The following is a 21,533-nucleotide window of genomic DNA, read 5'->3' on the forward strand; positions in this document are numbered from 1 at the left end:
TTCCGCAGTAGCTCAGTGGTAGAGCATTCGGCTGTTAACCGAACGGTCGTAGGTTCGAGTCCTACCTGCGGAGCCATATGCTTCCATAGCTCAGTAGGTAGAGCACTTCCATGGTAAGGAAGAGGTCAGCGGTTCGAATCCGCTTGGGAGCTTCCCAATCTATCTATGAACACAAAACAGTTCGGCCCGTTGGTCAAGCGGTTAAGACACCGCCCTTTCACGGCGGTAACACGGGTTCGAATCCCGTACGGGTCACCATTTTAAATCATTAATCCGGAGGATTAGCTCAGCTGGGAGAGCATCTGCCTTACAAGCAGAGGGTCGGCGGTTCGATCCCGTCATCCTCCACCATTTTATTCTTTACTTGCCGGTGTAGCTCAACTGGTAGAGCAACTGACTTGTAATCAGTAGGTTGGGGGTTCAAGTCCTCTTGCCGGCACCACTTACAACCATATATTGCGGAGGGGTAGCGAAGTGGCTAAACGCGGCGGACTGTAAATCCGCTCCTTTGGGTTCGGCAGTTCGAATCTGCCCCCCTCCACCATTTTAATAAAATCCTGTGGATCAGTTATATATTCTCTATATTGGGGAATTATATGATTACCACCTTTTTATTTTGTTGAATATTAATTATTGCATATCATATATTGGGCTATAGCCAAGCGGTAAGGCAACGGATTTTGATTCCGTCATGCGAAGGTTCGATCCCTTCTAGCCCAGCCATTTGCGGAAGTAGTTCAGTGGTAGAATACAACCTTGCCAAGGTTGGGGTCGCGGGTTCGAATCCCGTCTTCCGCTTAATATATTTCATATCCCTTAGGGGCCTTAGCTCAGCTGGGAGAGCGCCTGCCTTGCACGCAGGAGGTCAGCGGTTCGATCCCGCTAGGCTCCACCATCAACTACATACACCAAAACTTACGTCTTAAGCCAAAAATGGTTTAAGACTTTTTTTTGTTTAAGGCTAGTTGGGTATACTAATCCCAAGAAAGATCTTTTTTCACCAAAAACATATGTGATAGGAAAACGTGCATCTTTATACATGGAAATGTCGAGTTGAACCAACCGGCATATACGATATAAAATGGTGGAAAGGGGGAATTGTATGTCTATTCAGAAAATTTCCGTCATCGGGTTGCCTATGGACCTTGGTCAAGCAAGGCGAGGGGTGGATATGGGACCTAGTGCCATTCGCTGCGCAGAGATTGTCGAGCGGCTTGAAAGATTGAATATAGAAGTAGAGGATTTAGGAGATATAATTGTGGGGCGTCCTGAAAGTGCAGATGAGCCTGGGACAAATCTAAAAAACTTACAGCTTGTAGCAAAGGGTAACACCCTGCTTGCAACAAAAGTTGATGAAATAATAGAAGGAGGCTCCTTTCCGCTTGTATTGGGAGGAGACCATTCGATAGCCATAGGTACACTGGCAGGAGTCGCAAAGCACTATGAAAAATTAGGCGTGATTTGGTACGACGCACACGGGGATTTAAATACGGAAGATACTTCACCATCCGGGAATATACACGGTATGCCCCTGGCTGTCAGTATCGGGCTTGGACATCCGGACCTAATCAATATCCATGGTTTTGCTCCAAAGGTGAAACCGGAAAACATCGTAATAATTGGGGCAAGGTCATTGGATGAAGGAGAAAAAGAACTTATCCGTGAGAAAGGGATTAAGGTATTCACGATGCATGAGATTGACCGTTTGGGAATGACACGGGTCATGGAAGAATGCATTGATTACCTAAGGGAAAGAACGGATGGCGTCCACCTTTCATTGGATTTGGATGGAGTTGACCCAGCAGATGCACCCGGAGTAGGCACACCGGTGATTGGTGGTATAAGCTATCGGGAAAGTCATTTGGCCATGGAAATGCTTGCGGAATCCAACTTGATTACATCAGCTGAATTCGTAGAGGTGAATCCCATTTTAGATGAGCGAAATAAGACGGCGATCGTTGCCGTGGCCCTAATGGGTTCCCTATTTGGAGAAAAATTATTATAACTGAAAATTAAAAGAAACAGTAACCGGCTTGTAATGGGTTACTGTTTTTTATATGCTAGAAGACGTAGGTTTATTTTCCAGGGTGTATGTAACAGGAACATAGTTATAGATAGATGGTTGCAATCGTATATCCGTATTCACTTTAGAGCACTTCTGTCTGTGGGATCTCCATTTTTAGTTAAATGGATGTATTGGATGATTAAAGAATCCAGTTTACTGCTAACTTCAACAACCTCATTATCCACCATCGAAGAACGGGAAGCCAAAAACATCATCTTCTGTCTGTATTGTTCAATATGGTCTAAAATTTGTTCAGCCGTCATATAGAGAATCACTCCCTTGAATTTTACAATTTCTTACTATATAGCCCTGTTTTTTTTTTCTTAAACATAAAATGTAAAACTTTGTTAAAATTAATGTATTAAATTTTTGAAACCTTTTAGCTTACGATTCGTAGTAATCGTATAGCCGCATGAGCGGGGGTAATACCGGAAAATGGATGCACTCATTAAAGAGAGAATTAATCAAGTATTAAAGGGAGACCATAATGCATTTGGGGAAATTGTCGAAATTTACAAGGACAAAGTTTTCCAAATATGTTTCAGGATGCTCGGAAACAGGCAAGAAGCAGAAGATTTGGCGCAAGAGGCCTTTGTAAGGGCCTACGTGAATATTCGGAGTTTCAATATAACAATGAAATTTTCTACATGGTTATATAGGATTGCGACCAATCTTTGTATTGACCGGCTTCGCAAGAAAAAACCGGACTACTATCTAGATGCAGAGGTGGCAGGAACAGAGGGATTGAATATGTATTCCCAAATTGCATCGGATATGGCGAAACCCGAGGAAGAAGTTGAATCTTTAGAACTGCAGGAAACGATTCAAGTGGAAATAATGAAATTGCCCGAGAAATACCGATCGGTAATAGTATTGAAGTATATTGAAGAGCTATCACTAAAGGAAATCAGTGAAATACTCGATTTGCCGGTCGGTACGGTTAAGACGAGGATACATCGCGGTCGGGAAGCCTTGCGTAAACAACTACGCCATTTATAAAAAGAAGGTGAGAAAAATGAACTGCCATGAGGAAATCATTGAATATATGCATGATTATTTAGATGAGGACATCAAACCGGAGCATAAAGAGGTTTTACGGGAGCACTTGAATAACTGTGCTGAATGCCGGGATTACTTTCATGAAATGAAAAAGGCGGTCGCTCTTGTACAAAGCACTTCCCATATAAAGGCCCCGGATGACTTTACAGCAAAGGTTATGGCTCAATTGCCAAAGGAAACGAAAACAACAGGTGCCAAACGTTGGTTCAAAAGCCATCCCTTCATGACAGCGGCAGCGATGTTCATCATATTGATGACAGGATCTGTTTTTTCGACTTATAATCAGGACGAACATTTTTCAGTATCAAAGCAGCCTAACTTAGTGGTCGATGGTGAAACGGTGATTGTGCCTGAGGGTGAGACAATCAAGGGAAATGTGGTAGTTCAAAATGGTAACATTCAAATAGATGGTGAAGTAGAGGGAGATGTAACAGTCATAAATGGGCATAAATATATGTCTAAGGCAGGGAATGTGACTGGGAGCATCCATGTTATTGACCAAGCTTTTGAGTGGATGTGGTATAAAGTAAAGGACACTGCAACCTCGTTGGTTCCTGCTAAAGATGAGAATAGGGAATAGAAGCTGGGTGAGGGCACCGTTTTTCATTTAAGGTGACTTCGCCCAGCTTTATTTTTTTAGGGGACCATTATTCATGGTTCTTTTTTCCTGTGTAAATTTCTCACACTAGTTTTTAGATGTATCATTTAAAAAATGGTATACTATTAAGGTTATCGTATAAAGATTGTAATTGGTATTTGGAGTAATACTGACTGGAGGAAACAACATGTCTTTAACCAATTTGACTGTTTGGGACTATGTAGTAAATTTCATTGATATTCTCCTTGTATGGTTTGTGATATATAAATTGTTAACTATTATTCGAGGCACGAAGGCTATTCAGCTGCTAAAAGGAATTTTTGTAATTGTCATTGTAAAAAGCTTAAGCAACCTGTTTGGTTTCAATACACTCGGATGGTTAATGGCACAAGTCATGAATTGGGGAGTATTGGCGATTCTCGTCATTTTTCAACCTGAACTGAGAAGGGCACTTGAACAATTGGGACGCGGGAAGCTCTTTGCAAGGGGCACCGTTCCAGAAGAGAATCAGCAAGAGCGTTTAGTCGAGGAAATCCTAAAGGCGTCCACCTATATGGCAAAAAGGCGTATAGGAGCCTTGATTACGATAGAAAAAGGTACGGAGCTTGGGGATTATGTTGAAACGGGGATACCCCTGAAATCCTACATTTCTTCAGAACTGCTCATTAATATCTTCATCCCTAATACGCCGCTCCATGATGGCGCAGTAATTTTGCAAAATAACCAGGTGGCGGCTGCAGCCTGCTATTTGCCATTATCAGAGAGTCCATTCATATCAAAGGAACTTGGTACACGGCATAGGGCAGCCATAGGCATGAGTGAAGTTACGGATAGTCTTACGATTGTCGTTTCAGAAGAAACGGGAGGAATATCCGTCACTAAAAACGGGGAACTTTACCGGGATTTGAATCAAGAATCATTTAGGGCCATGCTTACAAGTGAACTGGTAGTGGAAAACATCAAATCAACTTCCTCAAGCATCTTTAACTGGAGGGGGAAAAAGAATGGATAAATTCACCAATAGCGCTTGGTTTATGAGAATCGTAGCTTTCGCCTTGGCAGCACTTTTGTTCATTTCCATTAACTTTGAGATGGAGTCGGATAAAAAATCGCTTGGTTTATCGACAGCCCCTGAAATCAGTACGGAGACCATCGAAAATGTACCGGTTGAAGTGTACTATGACCGTGAGAATCTAGTGGTGAGCGGAGTGCCGGAGACGGTTGATGTTACGCTTAAGGGAGCAAAAAGCCTCTTGATAAATGCGAAAAATCAAAGGGACTTTAAAGTGTATGTAGACCTTTCCGATCCTGCAATCTCAATGGGGGACAGAACTGTCACATTTAAAATAAGTGAGTTGAATGAAAAGTTAGTGGCGACGATCGATCCGGAATATGCCGAAGTCAACGTTCAGGAACGGGTGACGAAGGAATTCTCCGTTGAAGCCGAGTATAATAGCTCTTTACTTGAAGAGGGTTATACCGCTGGTCAGCCAACAGTCAGCCCGAAAACTGTCAAAATTACGGGTGCTAAAGATGCGATTGAACAAATTTCGTATGTAAAGGCAAACCTTGAAATAAGTAAGGGACTTAGCGAAACGGTGAACGCCAAGGCTACCGTTAAAGCCCTGGACAGAGACTTGAATAAGCTGGATGTGACGATCGAGCCATCTTCAGTTGCCGTTTCCTTAAAAGTGAGCATTCCTTCCAAGACGGTTTCGATAGAACCGAAGCAAACTGGCAAGACAAAGGATGGCATCAGGATCACAAGTATGAGTGTCGACCCAAAAGAGGTCACCTTATTCGGTTCGGAATCGGAACTGGAGAAAATAGATGAAATAAATCTTCCTGTAAATATCTCGAAAATCGATGGTGATACAGAATTGGAACTCGATCTTAATAAACCGGAAAGTGTACAAAAAATGTCCTTGGGTAAGGCAAAGGTCAAGATTCGCACCGAGAAAGTTGATGTGGATGAAGAGAGTTCAGAGCCAGTCGTAGAAGAGGAAGAACCTGAAACTGAACAAAAACAAGAAGAGCCAGTAGTCGAAAAAGAAGAAGAAAAAGAAAAAGATGAAACGGCTGCCGTTGAGTCCAAAACTTTCAACAATATACAAATTGTGCCTGTGGGCATACAGGATGGCCAAAATGCCGAATTGGAATCCGATGTAACTAGCATCACTTTGCTTGGTGAGGCGGATGATTTGAAGAAAATAACTAAAGACGACATTAATCTTACAGTAGATGTGAGTAAATTAGATGAAGGTACGCATGATGTGGATTTGGCGGTATCAGTGCCTGAGGGAATGGAATGGGAACTGGATTCTGAAACGATCTCGGTCACCATCACACAAAAAGACGAAGAGACATGACCTTGCTTTAACAACATCATTTAATTCAGTAACGATTCGAAGAAGGAGCGATAAAGATGGGTAAATATTTTGGAACAGACGGAGTAAGGGGTATAGCGAATAGCGAATTAACACCGGAGTTGGCATTTAAACTAGGCCGTTTTGGTGGCTATGTTCTTACTAGAAATACAGAAAAACCCAAAGTGCTGATAGGGCGCGATACTCGTATTTCAGGTGAAATGCTGGAAGGTGCGCTTGTTGCCGGTCTTTTATCCATTGGGGCTGAAGTGATGCGCCTTGGGGTCATTTCGACACCGGGAGTTGCCTATTTAACAAAGGCCTTAAGTGCTGAAGCAGGTGTCATGATCTCCGCTTCGCATAATCCGGTAGCGGATAATGGCATTAAATTCTTTGGACCGGATGGGTTTAAGTTATCCGATGACCAAGAAGCGGAAATTGAAGCACTATTAGATATGGAAAAGGATGAACTTCCACGCCCGGTTGGCGGAGATTTAGGCCATTTGAACGATTATTTCGAAGGAGGGCAAAAGTATCTCCAGTACTTGAAACAATCAGTGGATGAAGACTTTACAGGCATTCATGTTGCTCTTGATTGTGCACATGGGGCGACATCTGCCTTGGCCATGCACCTGTTTGCAGATCTTGATGCAGACATCTCTACTATGGGGGCATCGCCAAATGGATTGAACATTAATGATAAGGTAGGTTCCACCCACCCTGAAGCACTTGCTGAATTCTTAAAAGAAAAAGGTGCGGATGTTGGACTTGCTTTCGATGGTGACGGAGACCGTGTCATTGCCATAGATGAAAAAGGAAATATCGTGGACGGCGACCAAATCATGTATATCTGTGCGAAATACTTGAAAGAAAATAACCGTCTGAAACAGGGAACAGTGGTTTCTACGATCATGAGCAACCTTGGTTTTTATAAAGGTCTTGAAGAGCATGGCATACAAAGCGCCCAGACGGCAGTGGGTGATCGCTATGTGGTCGAGGAGATGCGAAAAGGCGGCTATAACCTTGGCGGTGAACAATCCGGACATATCATCTTCCTGGACTATAACACGACAGGTGATGGCTTATTGACGGGTCTGCAGCTTGTGAACATCATGAGCGATACCCAAAAAACCTTATCGGAGCTTGCTGGCGAGATGAAGAAATATCCACAAACGCTGATCAATGTCAGAGTTACCGATAAACACGCTGTAACCGATAATGAAAAGGTACAGGAAGTCATCAAGGCTGTTGAAGGGGAAATGAACGGAAATGGCCGTATTTTGGTGAGACCATCCGGTACTGAACCGCTAGTCCGTGTTATGGCTGAAGCACCGACAGTTGAGGAATGCACTAATTATGTAGATCGCATCGTCGCAGTTGTAAGAGCGGAAATGGGAATAAACGAATAACCAATCCTATGCATAAAAGGAACTAAATTTCCTTTTATGCATATTTTTATAAAGAAGTTCTTTTTCGCAGGTCTTGGTAATAAAGAATTGACCTATGTCCCTTATTTAAGGTATGATTATCCTGATTTACAACTCATTTTCTTGAAAATGGTTGTTTTAAAAAGGAGGGTAGGCAAGGAGAAACGGATTCACAAAAGCGCCTGAACTAAGTCTGGACGAGAAATGGCTTAGTTGACGAGGAGGAGGTTTATCGAATGATCGGCGGATACCTCCCGGCTGAAGTGCACAGCCGCAATAATTCCAATCTTAAAACAGTAGGGCAACTTACTGCACAAAGGGTTGGAAATGCACAATGGGAAAAAGTGCTTTAGGGCATTTCCTTTATAAAAATATATTAGAGATGAGGGGGCAGGGATGCCCCCGTGCATTCCTGTTCCCTCGAATCGGTTGGAGGAACAGAAATTATGTGTGGAATTGTTGGATATATTGGACTTAACGATGCAAAGGAAATTTTATTAAAAGGTCTTGAAAAACTTGAATATCGCGGTTATGACTCTTCAGGGATTGCTGTGAGAAATGAAGCAGGCGTGACAATCTTTAAGGAAAAGGGAAGAATCGCGGACTTACGAGCAGCCGTGGATGATAATACTATGGCACAAACCGGAATTGGACATACGCGCTGGGCCACCCATGGTGTGCCAAGCCGTGAAAATGCCCATCCACACCAAAGTAATTCAGGTCGATTGACTTTAGTTCATAATGGGGTCATTGAAAACTATGCGATTCTAAAACGTGAATATTTGAAGGATGTTGCCTTTAAAAGTGAAACGGATACGGAAGTCATCGTTCAACTGATAGAGAAGTTCGTGAACGAGGGCATGGAAGTGGAAGAGGCGTTCCGTCAAACACTCACTCTATTAGAGGGTTCATATGCAATTGCCCTATTGGATGCTGAAAATGATGAAACCATCTTAGTCGCAAAAAATAAAAGCCCGCTGCTGATCGGCGTCGGAAAAGACTTTAACGTTGTCGCTTCGGATGCAATGGCGATGCTGCAAGTCACAGATCAATTCCTTGAACTGATGGATAAGGAAATGGTTATCGTGACAAATGAAAAGGTAACGATCAAGAACCTTTCCAACGAAGAAGTCATGCGTGCTCCATACACTGCTGAACTGGATGCAAGTGATATTGAAAAAGGTACGTATCCTCACTATATGCTCAAGGAAGTCGACGAGCAGCCAGCTGTAATACGTAAAATCATTCAAGCATACCAAAATGAAGAAGGTAAACTTGCAATCGATTATAATATTACTGAAGCCGTAAGTGAGGCTGACCGTATTTATATCATCGCTTGCGGAACCAGCTATCATGCTGGGTTGATTGGTAAGCAATTCATCGAAAAAATGACTGAAATTCCGGTTGAGGTACATGTGGCATCGGAGTTCACTTACAATATGCCGTTATTATCAAAAAAACCGTTATTCATCTTCATTTCACAAAGTGGTGAAACTGCAGATAGCCGTGCCGTATTAGTGTCCATCAAAGCGCTTGGTCATAAAGCCCTGACCATCACGAACGTACCTGGCTCTACATTGTCACGTGAAGCGGATTATACGCTCTTGCTGCATGCTGGCCCAGAAATTGCCGTTGCCTCTACAAAGGCATACACAGCTCAAGTTGCGGTCTTATCCATCCTGGCAAATGTAACTGGCCAATTCCGTAACATGGAGTATGGTTTCGACCTTGTAAAAGAGCTTGGAATCGTAGCGACTGCAATGGAAGCCCTATGTGATTCGAAAGAAGAGATGGAAGAAATTGCTCGTGAATATTTGTCCGTTACGAGAAACTGCTTCTTCATCGGCCGTTCCCTTGACTACTATGTCGTTCTTGAAGGGGCCCTTAAGCTGAAGGAAATTTCATACATCCAGGCTGAAGGCTTTGCTGGCGGAGAACTTAAACATGGAACGATCGCCTTGATTGAAGAAGGTACACCTGTCATAGCACTTGCTACGCAAGCAGGCGTCAACCTAAGCATCCGTGGTAATGTGAAGGAAGTGGTTGCCCGTGGCGCAAACCCTTGCATCATTTCCATGAAGGGGCTTGAAGAAGAGGATGACCGTTTCGTCATCCCGGAAGTGAATGAACTATTAACACCCCTTATCTCTGTTATCCCGCTGCAGCTCATTGCTTACTACGCAGCCTTGCACCGCGAATGTGACGTGGATAAACCGCGTAACCTTGCGAAAAGTGTAACGGTTGAGTAAGTTACAATGAATGCAATGTAGATCTAAATAAAGTTCAACTGTTTATAAAAAGTTGCGAAGCTTTACCCCTTTGGCTATGATTAGCCAAAGGGGTATTTTTAATGTCCAAAACAACGAGAACCTCTCAAGCTGACAAGCGGTTTAAAGCATGCCAAGGAATAGGAAAAGGTGTGCAGTGACAATAAAGTTGTTTAATGCAATCTATCAAATCCATCGGTAGGTAATAACGGCATCCAATAGAGCAATGTTAATGATCTTCCTATGGTGCATTGTTGAAAGAAACCCGTATTGGCATTAAATTTAGGCGATGTTGAAAATGAAGTCTTCATAAAAATTTTTTAATTTAGGGGAGAATGACATGGAAGTCTTTGCAGAATTTTTAGCGAATATTGATAACCCGCAACATAGGGAACGAACGGAAGAGGTCTTGGCTTGGGTAACTAAGAAGTTTCCAAATCTAATGCCGAAAATTGCGTGGAATCAGCCTATGTTTACCGATCATGACACATATATTATTGGCTTTAGCGTAGCCAAACATCATATGGCTGTTGCCCCTGAAAAGGCAGGGATCGATCATTTCTCTGATGAAATCGTGCAGGCTGGCTATGATCACACCAAGCAGCTGGTACGTATCAAGTGGGACAGCCCGGTTGATTACTCATTACTTGAAAAAATGATCGAGTTTAATATTTTTGATAAGGCAGACTGTTCAACTTTTTGGCGGAAATAATAAATTGGATTATTAAGGGTGAAATTAATTTTAATCAAACTTTATACTAAACCATCAAATAGTAATAAAAAACAGCTGCCATTGCAGCTATTTTTTATTACTATGGATTTAAAATAAACTTCAAAATCACAAAGTCCTTCACGAAATAGGAAGCAGAATGGTGAAGGTCGTTCCCTTTTCGAGTTCACTTTTCACGGATATGGTCCCTTCATGCATCTCTATAATTCTTTTCACGATGGATAGGCCTAGACCGCTGCCGCTTTTTGAGCGGTCCCTTGCCAGGTCGGCTTTATAGAATCGCTCGAATATATGGAACTGGTCCGTTTCGGAAATGCCGATTCCATTGTCGGATATCGTTATGGATGCCAGGCTATCAATCTGTTGTAATCGAATCGTGATCTTTCCGCGATGGCGGGTGAATTTGATACTATTGTGTATTAAATTTGTCCATACTTGGCTCATTAAATCCTGGTCTGCAACTATTGGTACTTTTTCTAAGGATATATCCAATTCGAGTTCTTTTTCCAACCAAGCGGGTTCACAAGCCAAAATAATGGTTCGTATTTGCTGATCCACCCTGAAATTTGTCCTTTCAAAAGGATGATGCTCGGATTCAAGGGATGTAAGCTTTAGAAGGTTATCACTTAATTTAGATAATCTCCTGCTCTCTGTCTCTATTATATGAAGATAATGATTTCGTTCTTCGGGTGTCAGCTTATTAAATTGAAGAGCTTGGGCAAATCCTACAATGGAGGTAAGGGGCGACTGTATTTCGTGTGAGACGTTAGAGATGAATTCCTGCCGCATTTCTTCCATTTGCTTCAATTGCTTGGCCATGTGATTGAAGTGGTTAATGATATCCGTCATTTCGTTTTTCTTTTCCATTTTAAAATCCAATTGTACATTATAATCGCCATTTGCTATTTTCCTTAAGGCATCTATGATCTCGAGGTAAATATTTACCCGTTTATTGTGATGGATAGCGCGGATAAGATAACCGATGGATATCATGATTGCGATGCTTGTCATGATAGTGGCCAGAAACCGAACATAATCGGTTAACCTTAAGGGCAATAGTTCAATGATATAATATCCGGCGGAAAAGCAAATTGAAATAAACGTAACAAAAAACAGCGTGCCAAACATTTGTTTGAAAAATCGATTGCTTCTCATCTTGTTATCTCCAAGCGGTAGCCCAATCCCCAAATCGTTTTAATCCGGAAGGGGAATTCCGATTCTGGAAACCGTTCTCGCACTCTTTTAATATGAACATCGACAGTTCGTTCATCACCTTCATAATCATAGCCCCAAATGTCTTCGATAAGATCTTCCCTGGAAAAAGTTTTTCCAGGATAGCTTGCTAATTTAAACAACAATTCGAATTCTTTTAAGGGAATCGTATATTCCAGTTCTTTGAATGAAATTTCATGTGTGTTGCGATTCATCTTTAATTCGCCGATATTTAATGTTTGTGAAATAGTGATTTTATAGCGTTTTAGTAATGCCTTTATTCTCAGAACCAATTCGATCGGTTCAAATGGCTTTACAAGATAATCATCTGCCCCAAGCCCGAAACCTTTTACTTTCTGTGTTGTTTCCCCTTTTGCAGTCAGCATTAAAATGGGGATATCACTAAATTCCCGTAACTCCTTGCATAATTGCCATCCATCCATGTTAGGCATCATAATGTCGATGACTGCCAAATCGATTTTCGCTTTCTCCATTACTTTCAATGCTTGCAGTCCGTCTGAGGCCTCATATAGATCGAAGCCTTCTTTTCTTAACAACAGGTTTATAAGTTCGCGAATATGTGCATCATCATCGACTATCAATATTTTTGTCATCCTTCTTCTTTCCTTTCGGTGAATTAGGCCAGTTCAAGTTTGTTTAACTGCTGTTCAGCGAATTCGCGATATAATGAGTGCGTTTTATATAGCTCCTTATGTGTTCCGCTGCCCGTTATTTTCCCTTTTTCCAGAAAGATGATTTGATCTGAACCAACAACGGTCGATAGGCGGTGAGCAATGACTATTGTTGTTCGGCCTTTCATTAAATCATTCAATGCCTGTTGAACCACTTTTTCTGATTTGCTGTCCAGGCTGGAAGTAGCTTCATCAAGCATTAATATTTTGGGGTTTCTTAAAAATGCACGAGCGATCGCGATTCTTTGTCTTTGACCGCCTGATAATTTCATGCCCCTTTCACCAACCTCTGTATCATATCCGTTCGGCAGATCAGAAATGAACTGATCTGCATACGCCATTTTAGCCACTTGATTTAATTCTTCATCCGTTATATCCCGCTCGATACCATAACAAATATTATCTCGAATTGTACCTGATACAATCGGGCTTTCTTGTGAAACATATCCAATCTGGCTTCTCCATGAAAGGAGTGTGAAATCATTTATGTTTTCCCCGCCTATGGATATGGACCCTTGCTGTGGTTTGTAGAAACGCTCGAATAATGAAAAAAGGGTCGTTTTTCCGCTGCCGCTTGGGCCGACAATTGCAGTGACCTTTCCGGCTTCAACGTTAAAGCTTATATCTTTAAGTACCTGTTCTCCATTATTATAACTATAGTTCAGGTTCTCCACGCTGATTGATTGACCTATATTTTGAACTGGCTTCATTGCATCTTCTTCCTCCACTGAATCCAGAATGGAAATGATGCGCTCTGTTGCACCCGTTGCTTTTTGGAATTGTGTAAAGAAACTGGCTAATTGAGCCATTGGCATGATTATTTGGAAAAGATACATGATGAATGCAACTAGAGCTCCAGCTGTCAGAGCTCCTGAAGAAACGCGCATTCCCCCATAACCTAAAATCAGCACGAGTAATGCCATCATGACAAAACTCATTAGCGGCGCAATCAACGCTTGGATTTTTGCCTCTTTTAATCCGAATTGAAATAATTTATGGATGCCCTTTTTTCCATTTTGATATTCCAAAGCTTCTGCATTCGAAGCTTTAACAAGGCGTATTTCCGTTAGCACCTGCTGAAGGACTGCGGTGAAGCTTGCTGTCTCGTCCTGCATTCCTTTTGAAATTTTATGCATTTTTTTCCCTAATGGCATTAATATCAAAACAGAGAGCGGAATTGCAGTGAACATCAATAATGTCATTTTCCAATCCAGAACGAATAACACGATCATGGAGCCTACGATGGAAATGATTCCAGTAACGAAATTTGAGAGGTGTTCAGAGATTAATCCCTTCACTACTGTTGTATCATTTGTCATTCGGCTGACTGTTTCTCCCGATGGATGTTCATCAAAATAACTCACGGGTAATACGAGTAATTTTTTCCATAGTTGATCGCGGATACCGGCCACTACAGATTGACCGATCCGATTTAATAAATAGATGGAAAATCCACTGGCCAATGCTTGAACGATGATGGCAAGCACGAGAAGTGTGATCCGTTCAGTGCTTAGTGAACTGATTGAAAAATCATTAATTAGATTTTTTGTGAATAGAGGGACCATTAAACCTACACCTGTTGTACCTAGGCTTAATGCTAATGCTAGCCCTATCATTAGTTTAGAAGGCTTCGTTTGTTGAACCAACCGAATGAACTGGCGCCATCCTTTTTGATTTTTTGCTTCTGACATATGTAAATACATCCTTTCTTGGTTTTCATTACAGAGAAGTATATAAAAAAGTTGTGAATTGAATATGAACTACTCTTAGTTATTCCACGAAAATTCTGGTGAACCTTTTCTTTCTATTTTTCTTCAATACTACCGTCACTGTTCTCTGAATGAAAAAGTTTTAAAAATATGAAATGTTAAAGCTGATCAGTAGTGTGTGGCTTTTTCTTCTTAAGATACTATAAAAAAATTGGCCTGAAATATTCAGGGGACTAAGAAGGTAAAGGTATATGAAATTCATGGTTAATGGCAAGGCATATCAGTTATAATGGATCACCAGTAGCAATTTGGAAAATCGGAATGGAATGGAGTACAATTATAGAAATGGGAATATGTAAAAGGGAGTAAGATACAGATGAATCGGATTACCATATTGATAGCTGATGATGAGGTGGAAATTGCTGACCTGGTCGCTTTGCATTTGGAGAAAGAGGGATATAACTATATCAAGGTATCGGATGGGAAAGAGGCCATTCGTGTTATTAGCGATCAGAAGATAGATTTGGCCATCTTGGATATCATGATGCCGGAGTTGAATGGCTATGAAGTTACCCGTCAAATTAGAGAGAAATATCAAATGCCTATCATTTTTCTTAGTGCAAAAAGTTCCGATCTGGATAAAATCTCCGGATTGGTGATGGGGGCGGACGATTATATGACCAAGCCTTTCAACCCAATGGAATTGGTCGCACGAGTGAATGCGCAATTGCGACGGGCAATGCAGTTGAATAAAGCCTCAAACGAAAACGAATCTATATTGGAAGTCGGCGGTTTGACCATTTATCCGGATCAGCGCAAAGTGATACTATATGATGAAGTCATCGAACTAACTCCGAAGGAATTCGATATTTTGGTTCTCTTAGCCGGTCATTCCCAAAAAGTATATAGTGCGGAAAGTATTTTTCAGAATGTATGGGGCGAAGCGTATTATGAAATGGGCAATAATACTGTCATGGTTCATATTCGTACGCTAAGGAAAAAGCTTGGCGAGGATAAAAATAAAAACAAGTTCATTACGACAGTTTGGGGAGTGGGATATAAATTCAATGGCTGACATGTTACGAAGCTTCCGGGCTAAAATGATTGTATTGCTTGCATTGAGTATGTTGATAGCCGGAACCATTACCTTCCTGATATATAAAAGCCTTCAACTTTATTATCATACGAATGTAAAGGTCGAAGATCCATTGTTCCGTTTGCGTTTGATCATGAATATATATGGAGATCTAAACTTCTTTTTAATCATTTTTATCCCACTTTCGATACTATTCTTCTTTTTTCTTACTAAACCTTATGCGACATACTTTAATAAGATTTCCAATGGAATCAATGATCTCGCAAATGGTGACTTTAAAAGCAGAGTCGACATCTTATCAAAAGATGAGTTCCAGGATATAGCGGAAGATATTAACCGGGCTAGTGAGAAATTACAAGAAGCCGTAGAAAGAGGCGATTTTGCAGAAAGCAGTAAGGATCAATTGGTTCTGAACTTGGCCCATGATTTACGTACACCTCTAACTTCCGTTTTGGGATATTTGGACTTTATCCTTCGAGAAGAAGATTTACCTGCAGAACGAATCAGGCATTTTACGAAGATTGCTTATACGAAATCCCAACGTTTAGAGAAACTTATTGATGAACTTTTTGAAATAACCAGAATGAACTATGGCATGCTTCCATTAGAGAAAAAATCCCTCAACTTAAGTGAATTGCTCATTCAATTAAGTGAAGAACTATATCCACTCTTCGAAAAAAACCACTTGAGTGCAAGATTGACTCTTCCATCGCATTTAGATATTTCAGGTGATGGCGACCTATTGGCACGTGTATTCGAAAACTTATTGACCAATGCCGTACGTTATGGAAACGATGGACAGTTCGTGGATATCCTTGGTTTCACTGATAAAGGGGAGGTTGTGGTGCAAGTTATCAACTATGGAACTTGTATACCTGAGGAAGAACTACCTTATGTTTTTGATATGTTCTATACAAATGATAAGGCGCGGTCCCATAAAGATGGAAGCACAGGTCTCGGTTTATTCATCGCAAAAAATATTGTCGAACAGCATAATGGAACGATATCCGTTAAAAGCGATTCTATACAGACTCTATTTGAAGTGCGATTACCGCAGTGATTTAAGAAAAATTTTATTATTACCCCACTCTTTTTTTAAACTATTTTTCCTAACCTATAGAAAGAAGGTAAGGAGGACTGTTCATGAAGAAGTGGGTTTTTTTGTTTGTTTTATTTTTGCTGTTTGCACGTGAAGTAAACGAATATAAATCTGACGGTGATTTTCAAATTATTGATGAAAGACATGGTCTAAGGGTTCCGAAGGAAAGTGTAACGTTAGAAATAGCTAAGGATCAGGTTTACCAAGGGAATTTGTTATTGGTCAATAAGGAACATCCTGTACAACGGGGAGGGATCAAATCTGATGTGGTTAATCTATTTCAACACAAAGAACTAATAGATGGATATGGTCTGTTGGACGAAAGGATTCACCTGTCACAGGGGTGTGGCAGAGAAATTCTTGAAAATGGTTCGTGCAGCTGAAAAAGATAATGTCCGTCATTTCATGATTAGCAGCGGGTATCGGAATGAAGAGGAGCAAAGTCAGCTCTATCAAGAAAAGGGGTCTGCATTTGCTTTACCAGCTGGTTATAGTGAGCACAACTTAGGGCTATCACTTGATATAGGTTCCACCTTATCAGGTATGAATGAAGCCCCGGAAGGAAGGTGGCTGCAAAAGAATGCTTCGAAATACGGTTTTATTTTACGTTATCCGGAAAATAAAAAGGCTATTACAGGAATTGAATATGAGCCATGGCATTTCCGCTATGTCGGTCTTCCCCATAGTAGAATCATGCAGAAAAAGAATTTTACTTTGGAAGAATACCTTACTTATATAAAAGCGAAAAAGAAAATTGGGGGAACCATAATGGGTGTGGAATATGAAGTCACTTATTATCCTGTATCCTCAAAAAAGACGGTTAAGGTACAGGCCAACGCGTATGAAGTATCTGGAGATAATATGGGTGGAGTCATCGTGACTGCTTTTTCTTCTGTGCATCCACGTGATGGGCAAGAGAAATGAAGAAAATAATAATACAGGATATCATTATTCCAGCTTTGTTTGCTAGTTATATATTTTTGCTAATCAAAGTCATTTTATTTAAGTTTGGCCATATTGATATAACTTTTCTTCTGGAACAGCTTCAAAGTAATCTAAAAAACCCAGCAAATATGAAGGATAGATTATTATTGTTCGGTAATTTAATGCCGCTTAATGAAATAGTGACTGCTGTCCAAAATAGTACATATCACAATATATTCAATTTGCTAGGAAACATCGCATTATTCATTCCTTTTGGTATATTTCTACCCCTCGTTATTGGAAAGGGATATATAAATCTAAAGAGGGCATGCTGTATTTCCATTATAGTAAGTCTTTGTTTCGAAGTCGCTCAGGCTGTCTTTAATATCGGCATCTTTGATGTGGATGATCTTCTATTAAATACGTTTGGCGGAATGCTAGGGTATGCCCTATTCAAGTTAAACATCAAATCGAAAAACCATCAAGTATTATTGTAGATGTACAAGAATGAAGGAGTTCCTTTAACATGAGCATAGGAAAAAAGAGAGCCCGGGGCAAGATCCGGGCTTTTCCCTTGTCCTCAAATAATTTTCAACTTATGTCGAATAGGTAAAAAGATATAGTGATATTTTGATTTTTAATAATAAATACCTATATAAGCTAAAAACTTACCGGTTTTAACCGATTAAATATGGAGATACAAAAAACAGTATAAGTTAGGTGGAAAAAATGATTATTTTGAATGAGTCCATTGTGTCGCCAATTCTTCTAAAGGTGTTAGAGGAAAAGCAGATTCCAGTGCTGGAACAAGGGCAATGGGGAGACACATTAACATCAGAAAAGCTAAACATTCAAAAGGATACAGAATTTTTCAAGTCCATGGAAATGGACAAAAGAATTCTTACAAACTCTGAAAATGGCATAACATTATTAGGGCATTATCAACCGAATAGCAATGAATACATTTGGTCAAAGTTATTGAAGGATAAGAGTCAGGTGCGAAATTTGACGAAATCTTTATATCCTGATTTCTATTTCCAAGATATTGATTTATCCATTATAAGTGACCTGGATAAAAATCAAATACCGTTTCCGGTAGTTATCAAACCCAATATTGGCTATTCAAGTGTAGGGGTGCACAAAGTCAAGAATGAGCAGGATTGGGATATAGCCGTGAACCAGCTTAAAGCGGATTTACTTCATTCGGATGGATTATATGATTCAGAGGTGATCGGTTCCCAGACCGTTTTAATAGAAGAGTGGATTCAGGGTGAAGAGTATGCGATTGATGGTTATTACAATCAAGATGGTGAACCGGTCATTTTGAATGTCTTTAAGCGACTATTCAGGGATGATTACGATACTTCCGATCGAATTTATTATACTTCGAAGTTGGCCATTAATGAAATTTATCATGATGCACTGAAGTTCATGAGGAATATCCAAACGGTCCTTCCACTAAGGAATTACCCGGTACACTTTGAAATTCGCAAAAAAGGAAATCGGGTGATACCCATCGAAATCAATCCCTTGCGTTTTGCTGGGGCGGGTACAACGGATCTAGGTTACCATGCCTATGGAATGAATATGTATGAACACTATTTTTCTGGAACGAAACCGGATTGGAATCGGATATTGGAAGAGATGGACGATCATATATATAGCTTTTTCTTTGCAGAGGTTCCACTGGAAATAAATCTGGAAGATGTTGCGCGTATTGATCATGAAGGACTTCGTCATGAATTCGAACATGTTTTGGAATATAGGCAGCTTCCTTTCCCAAATGACCGGAGCATGGCCATCATCTTTTATAGAAGTGAGGATTTGAATAAAAATCTCCGATTGCTTCATTTGGATTTAATACCATATTTGACTATAAAACACCTGGTTTTCAACTAAGGGGGACATGGAAATGAGATTTTCAAAGCTGAATCCTAAAAAATCTCTATTGGCAAAACTATTCTTGTTTTATATTATTCCTTTCGTACTTTTCGCAGGGGCCATGGGCCTTTGCTTTTCCTATATTACTAATAAAATGATCAATGAGAATGTCCTTCCGCAATTCGATGATCGTCTTTCTGAAAATGCCCACAGTTTGGCAGCAAGCCTCAATCCCACTTTGATAAACAAGGCTTCGGTACGGGGAGAAGAGATTAAGCGTGAGTTGGATGCCTTTGTTAAAGATAAAAAGGGAATCGAATATGTTTATGTTTTGAAGCGGGAGAACGATGCCGACATGATCGTAGCCCTGAACGGCAGCGAGGACTACATGGTGGAATCCCCCTTCACGCCGGAACAGGCAAAATCGATAGATGGAAAAAAAGATGTATTAAGTGAAATATATAAAGATAAGTGGGGTACACACAAGTCATACTTTACGCCAATCGATGGAACGGATGCGATTGTCGGAATCGATATGGATGCAAAATTCATTGATGAATTGAAAAGTACAATGTTATTCTATAATATCTTATTTCTGGCAAGTGCCATTATATTAGGTGTGTTATGCGCCGTTGTCATCGGGAAAAAGATTTCGGGACCCGTCAATGAACTTGTTGGTTACACGAATGAAATGGCAAAAGGGGACTTAAGTAAATCGATTCCCGTTGTCAGACGGGATGAGATTGGCGATCTGTCAAGTGGATTTGAAGATATGAGATTAAGTTTGGCGCATATTATCCAGAATGTCCGTGAACATGCCCAAACGATGAATCAAACGACAGTGTCCATTCAGCAATCCTTTGAAGAGATGGTGGAATCCTATGGCCAGATAGTGACGGGGACAACGGAAGAAGCAAAAGCTTCGGAAGAACGTGCCCATCATATTGACCGAATTTCCAATATGATCAGTGACTTATCGGATACAATCCGTTTTATGAACGAGCAAACGAATGAAATGAATGAATTTACGATGCATACGAATACACTTGCTGAACAAGGAAGTAAGCAAGTGCAAGATGTAACGGGCCAGATGGATAAAATCATGGAAAACGGCCAAGCGAATAAAGCCAATTTGGTGAGCCTGGAAGAGGATGTAGTGAAGATAAATGAAGTGATTGGTCTAATTAGGGTGATTGCTTCTCAAACGAACCTGCTATCCCTGAATGCTTCCATTGAAGCGGCACGGGCTGGGGATGCGGGCAGAGGGTTTGCCGTAGTCGCTCAAGAGGTGCAAAAATTGGCTGTGCAAACAGATGAATCCATCGATATCATTTCAGAATCCATTATGCGGATTAATGAACAAACAGCCAAAGTCATCCAAAATAATGATGAGAGTTTTCAGGATATATTAAATGGTGTTTCCTTAGTGGAAAACAATGGCGAGATTTTCAATAAGATATTTGAATCCGTAGAGAAATTGCTGAAAGGCACGGAACAATTAGCCGCCCATTCGAAAAAAATCAATGAGTCTTCGGATGAAAGCCTGGCATCCATTCAGGAAATTGCAGCAATTTCAGAAGAAGGAGTCGCAACGACGGAGCAAATCTCGGCAGCTGCCATTCAACAAAGTACCATAATGACTGAATTGAAGGAGCAAAATCAAGATTTAGCAAATGAATCGGCGATTTTAGAAGAAATGGTAGAAAAGTTCATTACCGAAAAATAAATATTTGATGTAATCATCTACAAAAACCTTTCGTTATAACGAGAGGTTTTTGTTTGGATGAATGCATGTAAGAGTTCATGTGTAATAGATAGAGTCACTTTCGTTACTGCTTATTTTTTCATCGAATTGAGAGAGTATTAAAAATTGCTGGAAAAAAGTTTAACCAAACCATTTGCAATCGCTACCATTTAATGTTATGCTTAGTCTTAATTATTTTTGTTCGGTACTAAGGATACTAAAAGTACTACTTTTCGTTTTCGATGATGACTTAGAGCAAGGATAGTAATACATTGTGCTTAGATGCACTAGGAGGCAACAACAATGGAACAAGGTAAAGTAAAATGGTTTAACGCAGAAAAAGGTTTTGGATTCATCGAACGCGAAAACGGAGACGACGTATTCGTACATTTCTCAGCTATCCAAAGCGAAGGTTTCAAATCTTTAGACGAAGGTCAAGAAGTTACTTTTGAAGTAGAACAAGGTCAACGCGGACCTCAAGCTTCTAACGTTCAAAAAGCATAATTTCAAAAACAAAAAAGACGGATCCTTGTTATAGGGTCTGTCTTTTTTTGTTTTGTGAAAATACATAACAAAAAACCCTGCTCAAGGATGAGCAGGGTAAATGGTACAAGTAAAGTAAAACGCTTAAAAAGGTTTGACTAAGTATATCATAGTTTTTCTA

The 21,533-nt window shown here is 40.4% G+C and carries 18 protein-coding genes, 9 tRNA genes and 1 pseudogene; 24 read left to right on the forward strand and 4 right to left on the reverse strand.

Translation table 11 applies throughout. The features are described 5' to 3' along the window. Position 1 precedes the first annotated feature (1 nt). From ACYP5M_RS24520 to rocF, 10 genes are all read left to right on the forward strand, one after another. Positions 2-76, forward strand: a tRNA-Asn gene (locus ACYP5M_RS24520). A 3-nt stretch (positions 77-79) separates the two neighbouring features. Continuing rightward, a tRNA-Thr gene (locus ACYP5M_RS24525) sits at positions 80-152 on the forward strand. Between the two features lie 31 nt (positions 153-183). Beyond that, positions 184-258: transfer RNA gene (locus ACYP5M_RS24530), tRNA-Glu, on the forward strand. A 17-nt stretch (positions 259-275) separates the two neighbouring features. Then, positions 276-351, forward strand: a tRNA-Val gene (locus ACYP5M_RS24535). A 15-nt stretch (positions 352-366) separates the two neighbouring features. Then, a tRNA-Thr gene (locus ACYP5M_RS24540) sits at positions 367-442 on the forward strand. Between the two features lie 18 nt (positions 443-460). Beyond that, positions 461-544 (forward strand) — tRNA-Tyr (locus tag ACYP5M_RS24545). A gap of 104 nt (positions 545-648) precedes the next feature. Beyond that, positions 649-723, forward strand: a tRNA-Gln gene (locus tag ACYP5M_RS24550). Between the two features lie 3 nt (positions 724-726). Next, positions 727-798: transfer RNA gene (locus ACYP5M_RS24555), tRNA-Gly, on the forward strand. A 21-nt stretch (positions 799-819) separates the two neighbouring features. After that, positions 820-895: transfer RNA gene (locus ACYP5M_RS24560), tRNA-Ala, on the forward strand. A gap of 207 nt (positions 896-1,102) precedes the next feature. After that, entirely contained in the window at positions 1,103-2,005 is a 903-nt protein-coding gene (gene rocF, locus ACYP5M_RS24565; protein WP_101225658.1) for an arginase, read from the forward strand. 137 nt (positions 2,006-2,142) lie between these two features. Here rocF and ACYP5M_RS24570 read toward each other — a convergent pair whose 3' ends face one another. Further along, complete coding sequence (locus ACYP5M_RS24570; protein WP_101225659.1) at positions 2,143-2,328, reverse strand: aspartyl-phosphate phosphatase Spo0E family protein; 186 nt, start codon at positions 2,326-2,328, stop codon at positions 2,143-2,145. Between the two features lie 172 nt (positions 2,329-2,500). On the opposite strand from ACYP5M_RS24570, the gene sigW reads away from it, so the two are divergent. The 7 genes from sigW to ACYP5M_RS24605 all read left to right on the forward strand — a co-directional run bounded on the left by sigW (position 2,501) and on the right by ACYP5M_RS24605 (position 10,494). After that, the gene (gene sigW, locus ACYP5M_RS24575; protein ID WP_048685727.1) at positions 2,501-3,064 is read left to right on the forward strand and encodes an RNA polymerase sigma factor SigW; all 564 of its coding nucleotides are present in this window, start codon (positions 2,501-2,503) and stop codon (positions 3,062-3,064) included. Positions 3,065-3,080: 16 nt separating this feature from the next. Continuing rightward, entirely contained in the window at positions 3,081-3,704 is a 624-nt protein-coding gene (locus tag ACYP5M_RS24580) for an anti-sigma factor family protein (RefSeq protein ID WP_101225660.1), read from the forward strand. A 205-nt stretch (positions 3,705-3,909) separates the two neighbouring features. Beyond that, on the forward strand, positions 3,910-4,734 hold the full coding sequence (gene cdaA, locus ACYP5M_RS24585; protein ID WP_034304935.1) for a diadenylate cyclase CdaA: 825 nt from the start codon (positions 3,910-3,912) through the stop codon (positions 4,732-4,734). Continuing rightward, a complete protein-coding gene (locus ACYP5M_RS24590) occupies positions 4,727-6,091 on the forward strand; it encodes a CdaR family protein (protein WP_459735636.1) in 1,365 nt (454 codons plus the stop codon). Before cdaA ends, ACYP5M_RS24590 begins: the two co-directional genes overlap by 8 nt. 56 nt (positions 6,092-6,147) lie before the next feature. Beyond that, positions 6,148-7,497, forward strand: a complete 1,350-nt coding sequence (glmM, locus tag ACYP5M_RS24595; RefSeq protein WP_101225662.1) for a phosphoglucosamine mutase — start codon at positions 6,148-6,150, stop codon at positions 7,495-7,497. Positions 7,498-7,961: 464 nt separating this feature from the next. Further along, the gene (gene glmS / locus ACYP5M_RS24600) at positions 7,962-9,764 is read left to right on the forward strand and encodes a glutamine--fructose-6-phosphate transaminase (isomerizing) (RefSeq protein ID WP_101225663.1); all 1,803 of its coding nucleotides are present in this window, start codon (positions 7,962-7,964) and stop codon (positions 9,762-9,764) included. 358 nt (positions 9,765-10,122) lie between these two features. Beyond that, on the forward strand, positions 10,123-10,494 hold the full coding sequence (locus tag ACYP5M_RS24605; RefSeq protein ID WP_230178737.1) for an iron chaperone: 372 nt from the start codon (positions 10,123-10,125) through the stop codon (positions 10,492-10,494). Between the two features lie 138 nt (positions 10,495-10,632). Here the strand turns inward: ACYP5M_RS24605 and ACYP5M_RS24610 are convergent, their stop codons facing one another. Genes ACYP5M_RS24610 through ACYP5M_RS24620 form a run of 3 tightly spaced genes read right to left on the reverse strand, consistent with a single transcriptional unit; the run spans position 10,633 to position 14,119 of the window. Continuing rightward, a complete protein-coding gene (locus ACYP5M_RS24610) occupies positions 10,633-11,667 on the reverse strand; it encodes a sensor histidine kinase (protein WP_452445306.1) in 1,035 nt (344 codons plus the stop codon). Further along, positions 11,664-12,338, reverse strand: a complete 675-nt coding sequence (locus ACYP5M_RS24615; protein ID WP_434168260.1) for a response regulator — start codon at positions 12,336-12,338, stop codon at positions 11,664-11,666. Before ACYP5M_RS24615 ends, ACYP5M_RS24610 begins: the two co-directional genes overlap by 4 nt. Before the next feature lie 23 nt (positions 12,339-12,361). Further along, positions 12,362-14,119 (reverse strand): ABC transporter ATP-binding protein, encoded by a 1,758-nt coding sequence (locus ACYP5M_RS24620; protein WP_452445305.1) that lies wholly within the window; start codon positions 14,117-14,119, stop codon positions 12,362-12,364. A gap of 382 nt (positions 14,120-14,501) precedes the next feature. Here ACYP5M_RS24620 and ACYP5M_RS24625 point away from each other — a divergent pair, with 382 nt between their 5' ends. The 7 genes and pseudogenes from ACYP5M_RS24625 (at position 14,502) to ACYP5M_RS24655 (ending at position 21,373) form a co-directional block, all read left to right on the forward strand. Further along, a complete protein-coding gene (locus ACYP5M_RS24625) occupies positions 14,502-15,200 on the forward strand; it encodes a response regulator transcription factor (protein WP_434168264.1) in 699 nt (232 codons plus the stop codon). Further along, positions 15,193-16,281: a HAMP domain-containing sensor histidine kinase gene (locus tag ACYP5M_RS24630; protein WP_230178727.1), complete on the forward strand. Its 1,089-nt coding sequence runs from the start codon at positions 15,193-15,195 to the stop codon at positions 16,279-16,281. The genes ACYP5M_RS24625 and ACYP5M_RS24630 overlap by 8 nt, the downstream gene beginning before the upstream one ends. Before the next feature lie 83 nt (positions 16,282-16,364). After that, a pseudogene (locus tag ACYP5M_RS24635) lies at positions 16,365-17,244 on the forward strand (M15 family metallopeptidase). Further along, positions 17,241-17,741 (forward strand): VanZ family protein, encoded by a 501-nt coding sequence (locus tag ACYP5M_RS24640; protein WP_230178723.1) that lies wholly within the window; start codon positions 17,241-17,243, stop codon positions 17,739-17,741. Before ACYP5M_RS24635 ends, ACYP5M_RS24640 begins: the two are co-directional and overlap by 4 nt. A 232-nt stretch (positions 17,742-17,973) precedes the next feature. Continuing rightward, entirely contained in the window at positions 17,974-19,143 is a 1,170-nt protein-coding gene (locus tag ACYP5M_RS24645) for an ATP-grasp domain-containing protein (protein ID WP_452445302.1), read from the forward strand. A 13-nt stretch (positions 19,144-19,156) separates the two neighbouring features. Next, positions 19,157-20,851 carry a methyl-accepting chemotaxis protein gene (locus ACYP5M_RS24650; protein ID WP_459735637.1) on the forward strand — a complete coding sequence of 565 codons (1,695 nt, stop codon included), beginning with the start codon at positions 19,157-19,159 and terminating at the stop codon, positions 20,849-20,851. A gap of 321 nt (positions 20,852-21,172) precedes the next feature. Beyond that, the gene (locus tag ACYP5M_RS24655) at positions 21,173-21,373 is read left to right on the forward strand and encodes a cold-shock protein (RefSeq protein ID WP_034304915.1); all 201 of its coding nucleotides are present in this window, start codon (positions 21,173-21,175) and stop codon (positions 21,371-21,373) included. Positions 21,374-21,533: the final 160 nt, after the last annotated feature.

Source organism: Peribacillus sp. N1, from assembly GCF_054600815.1.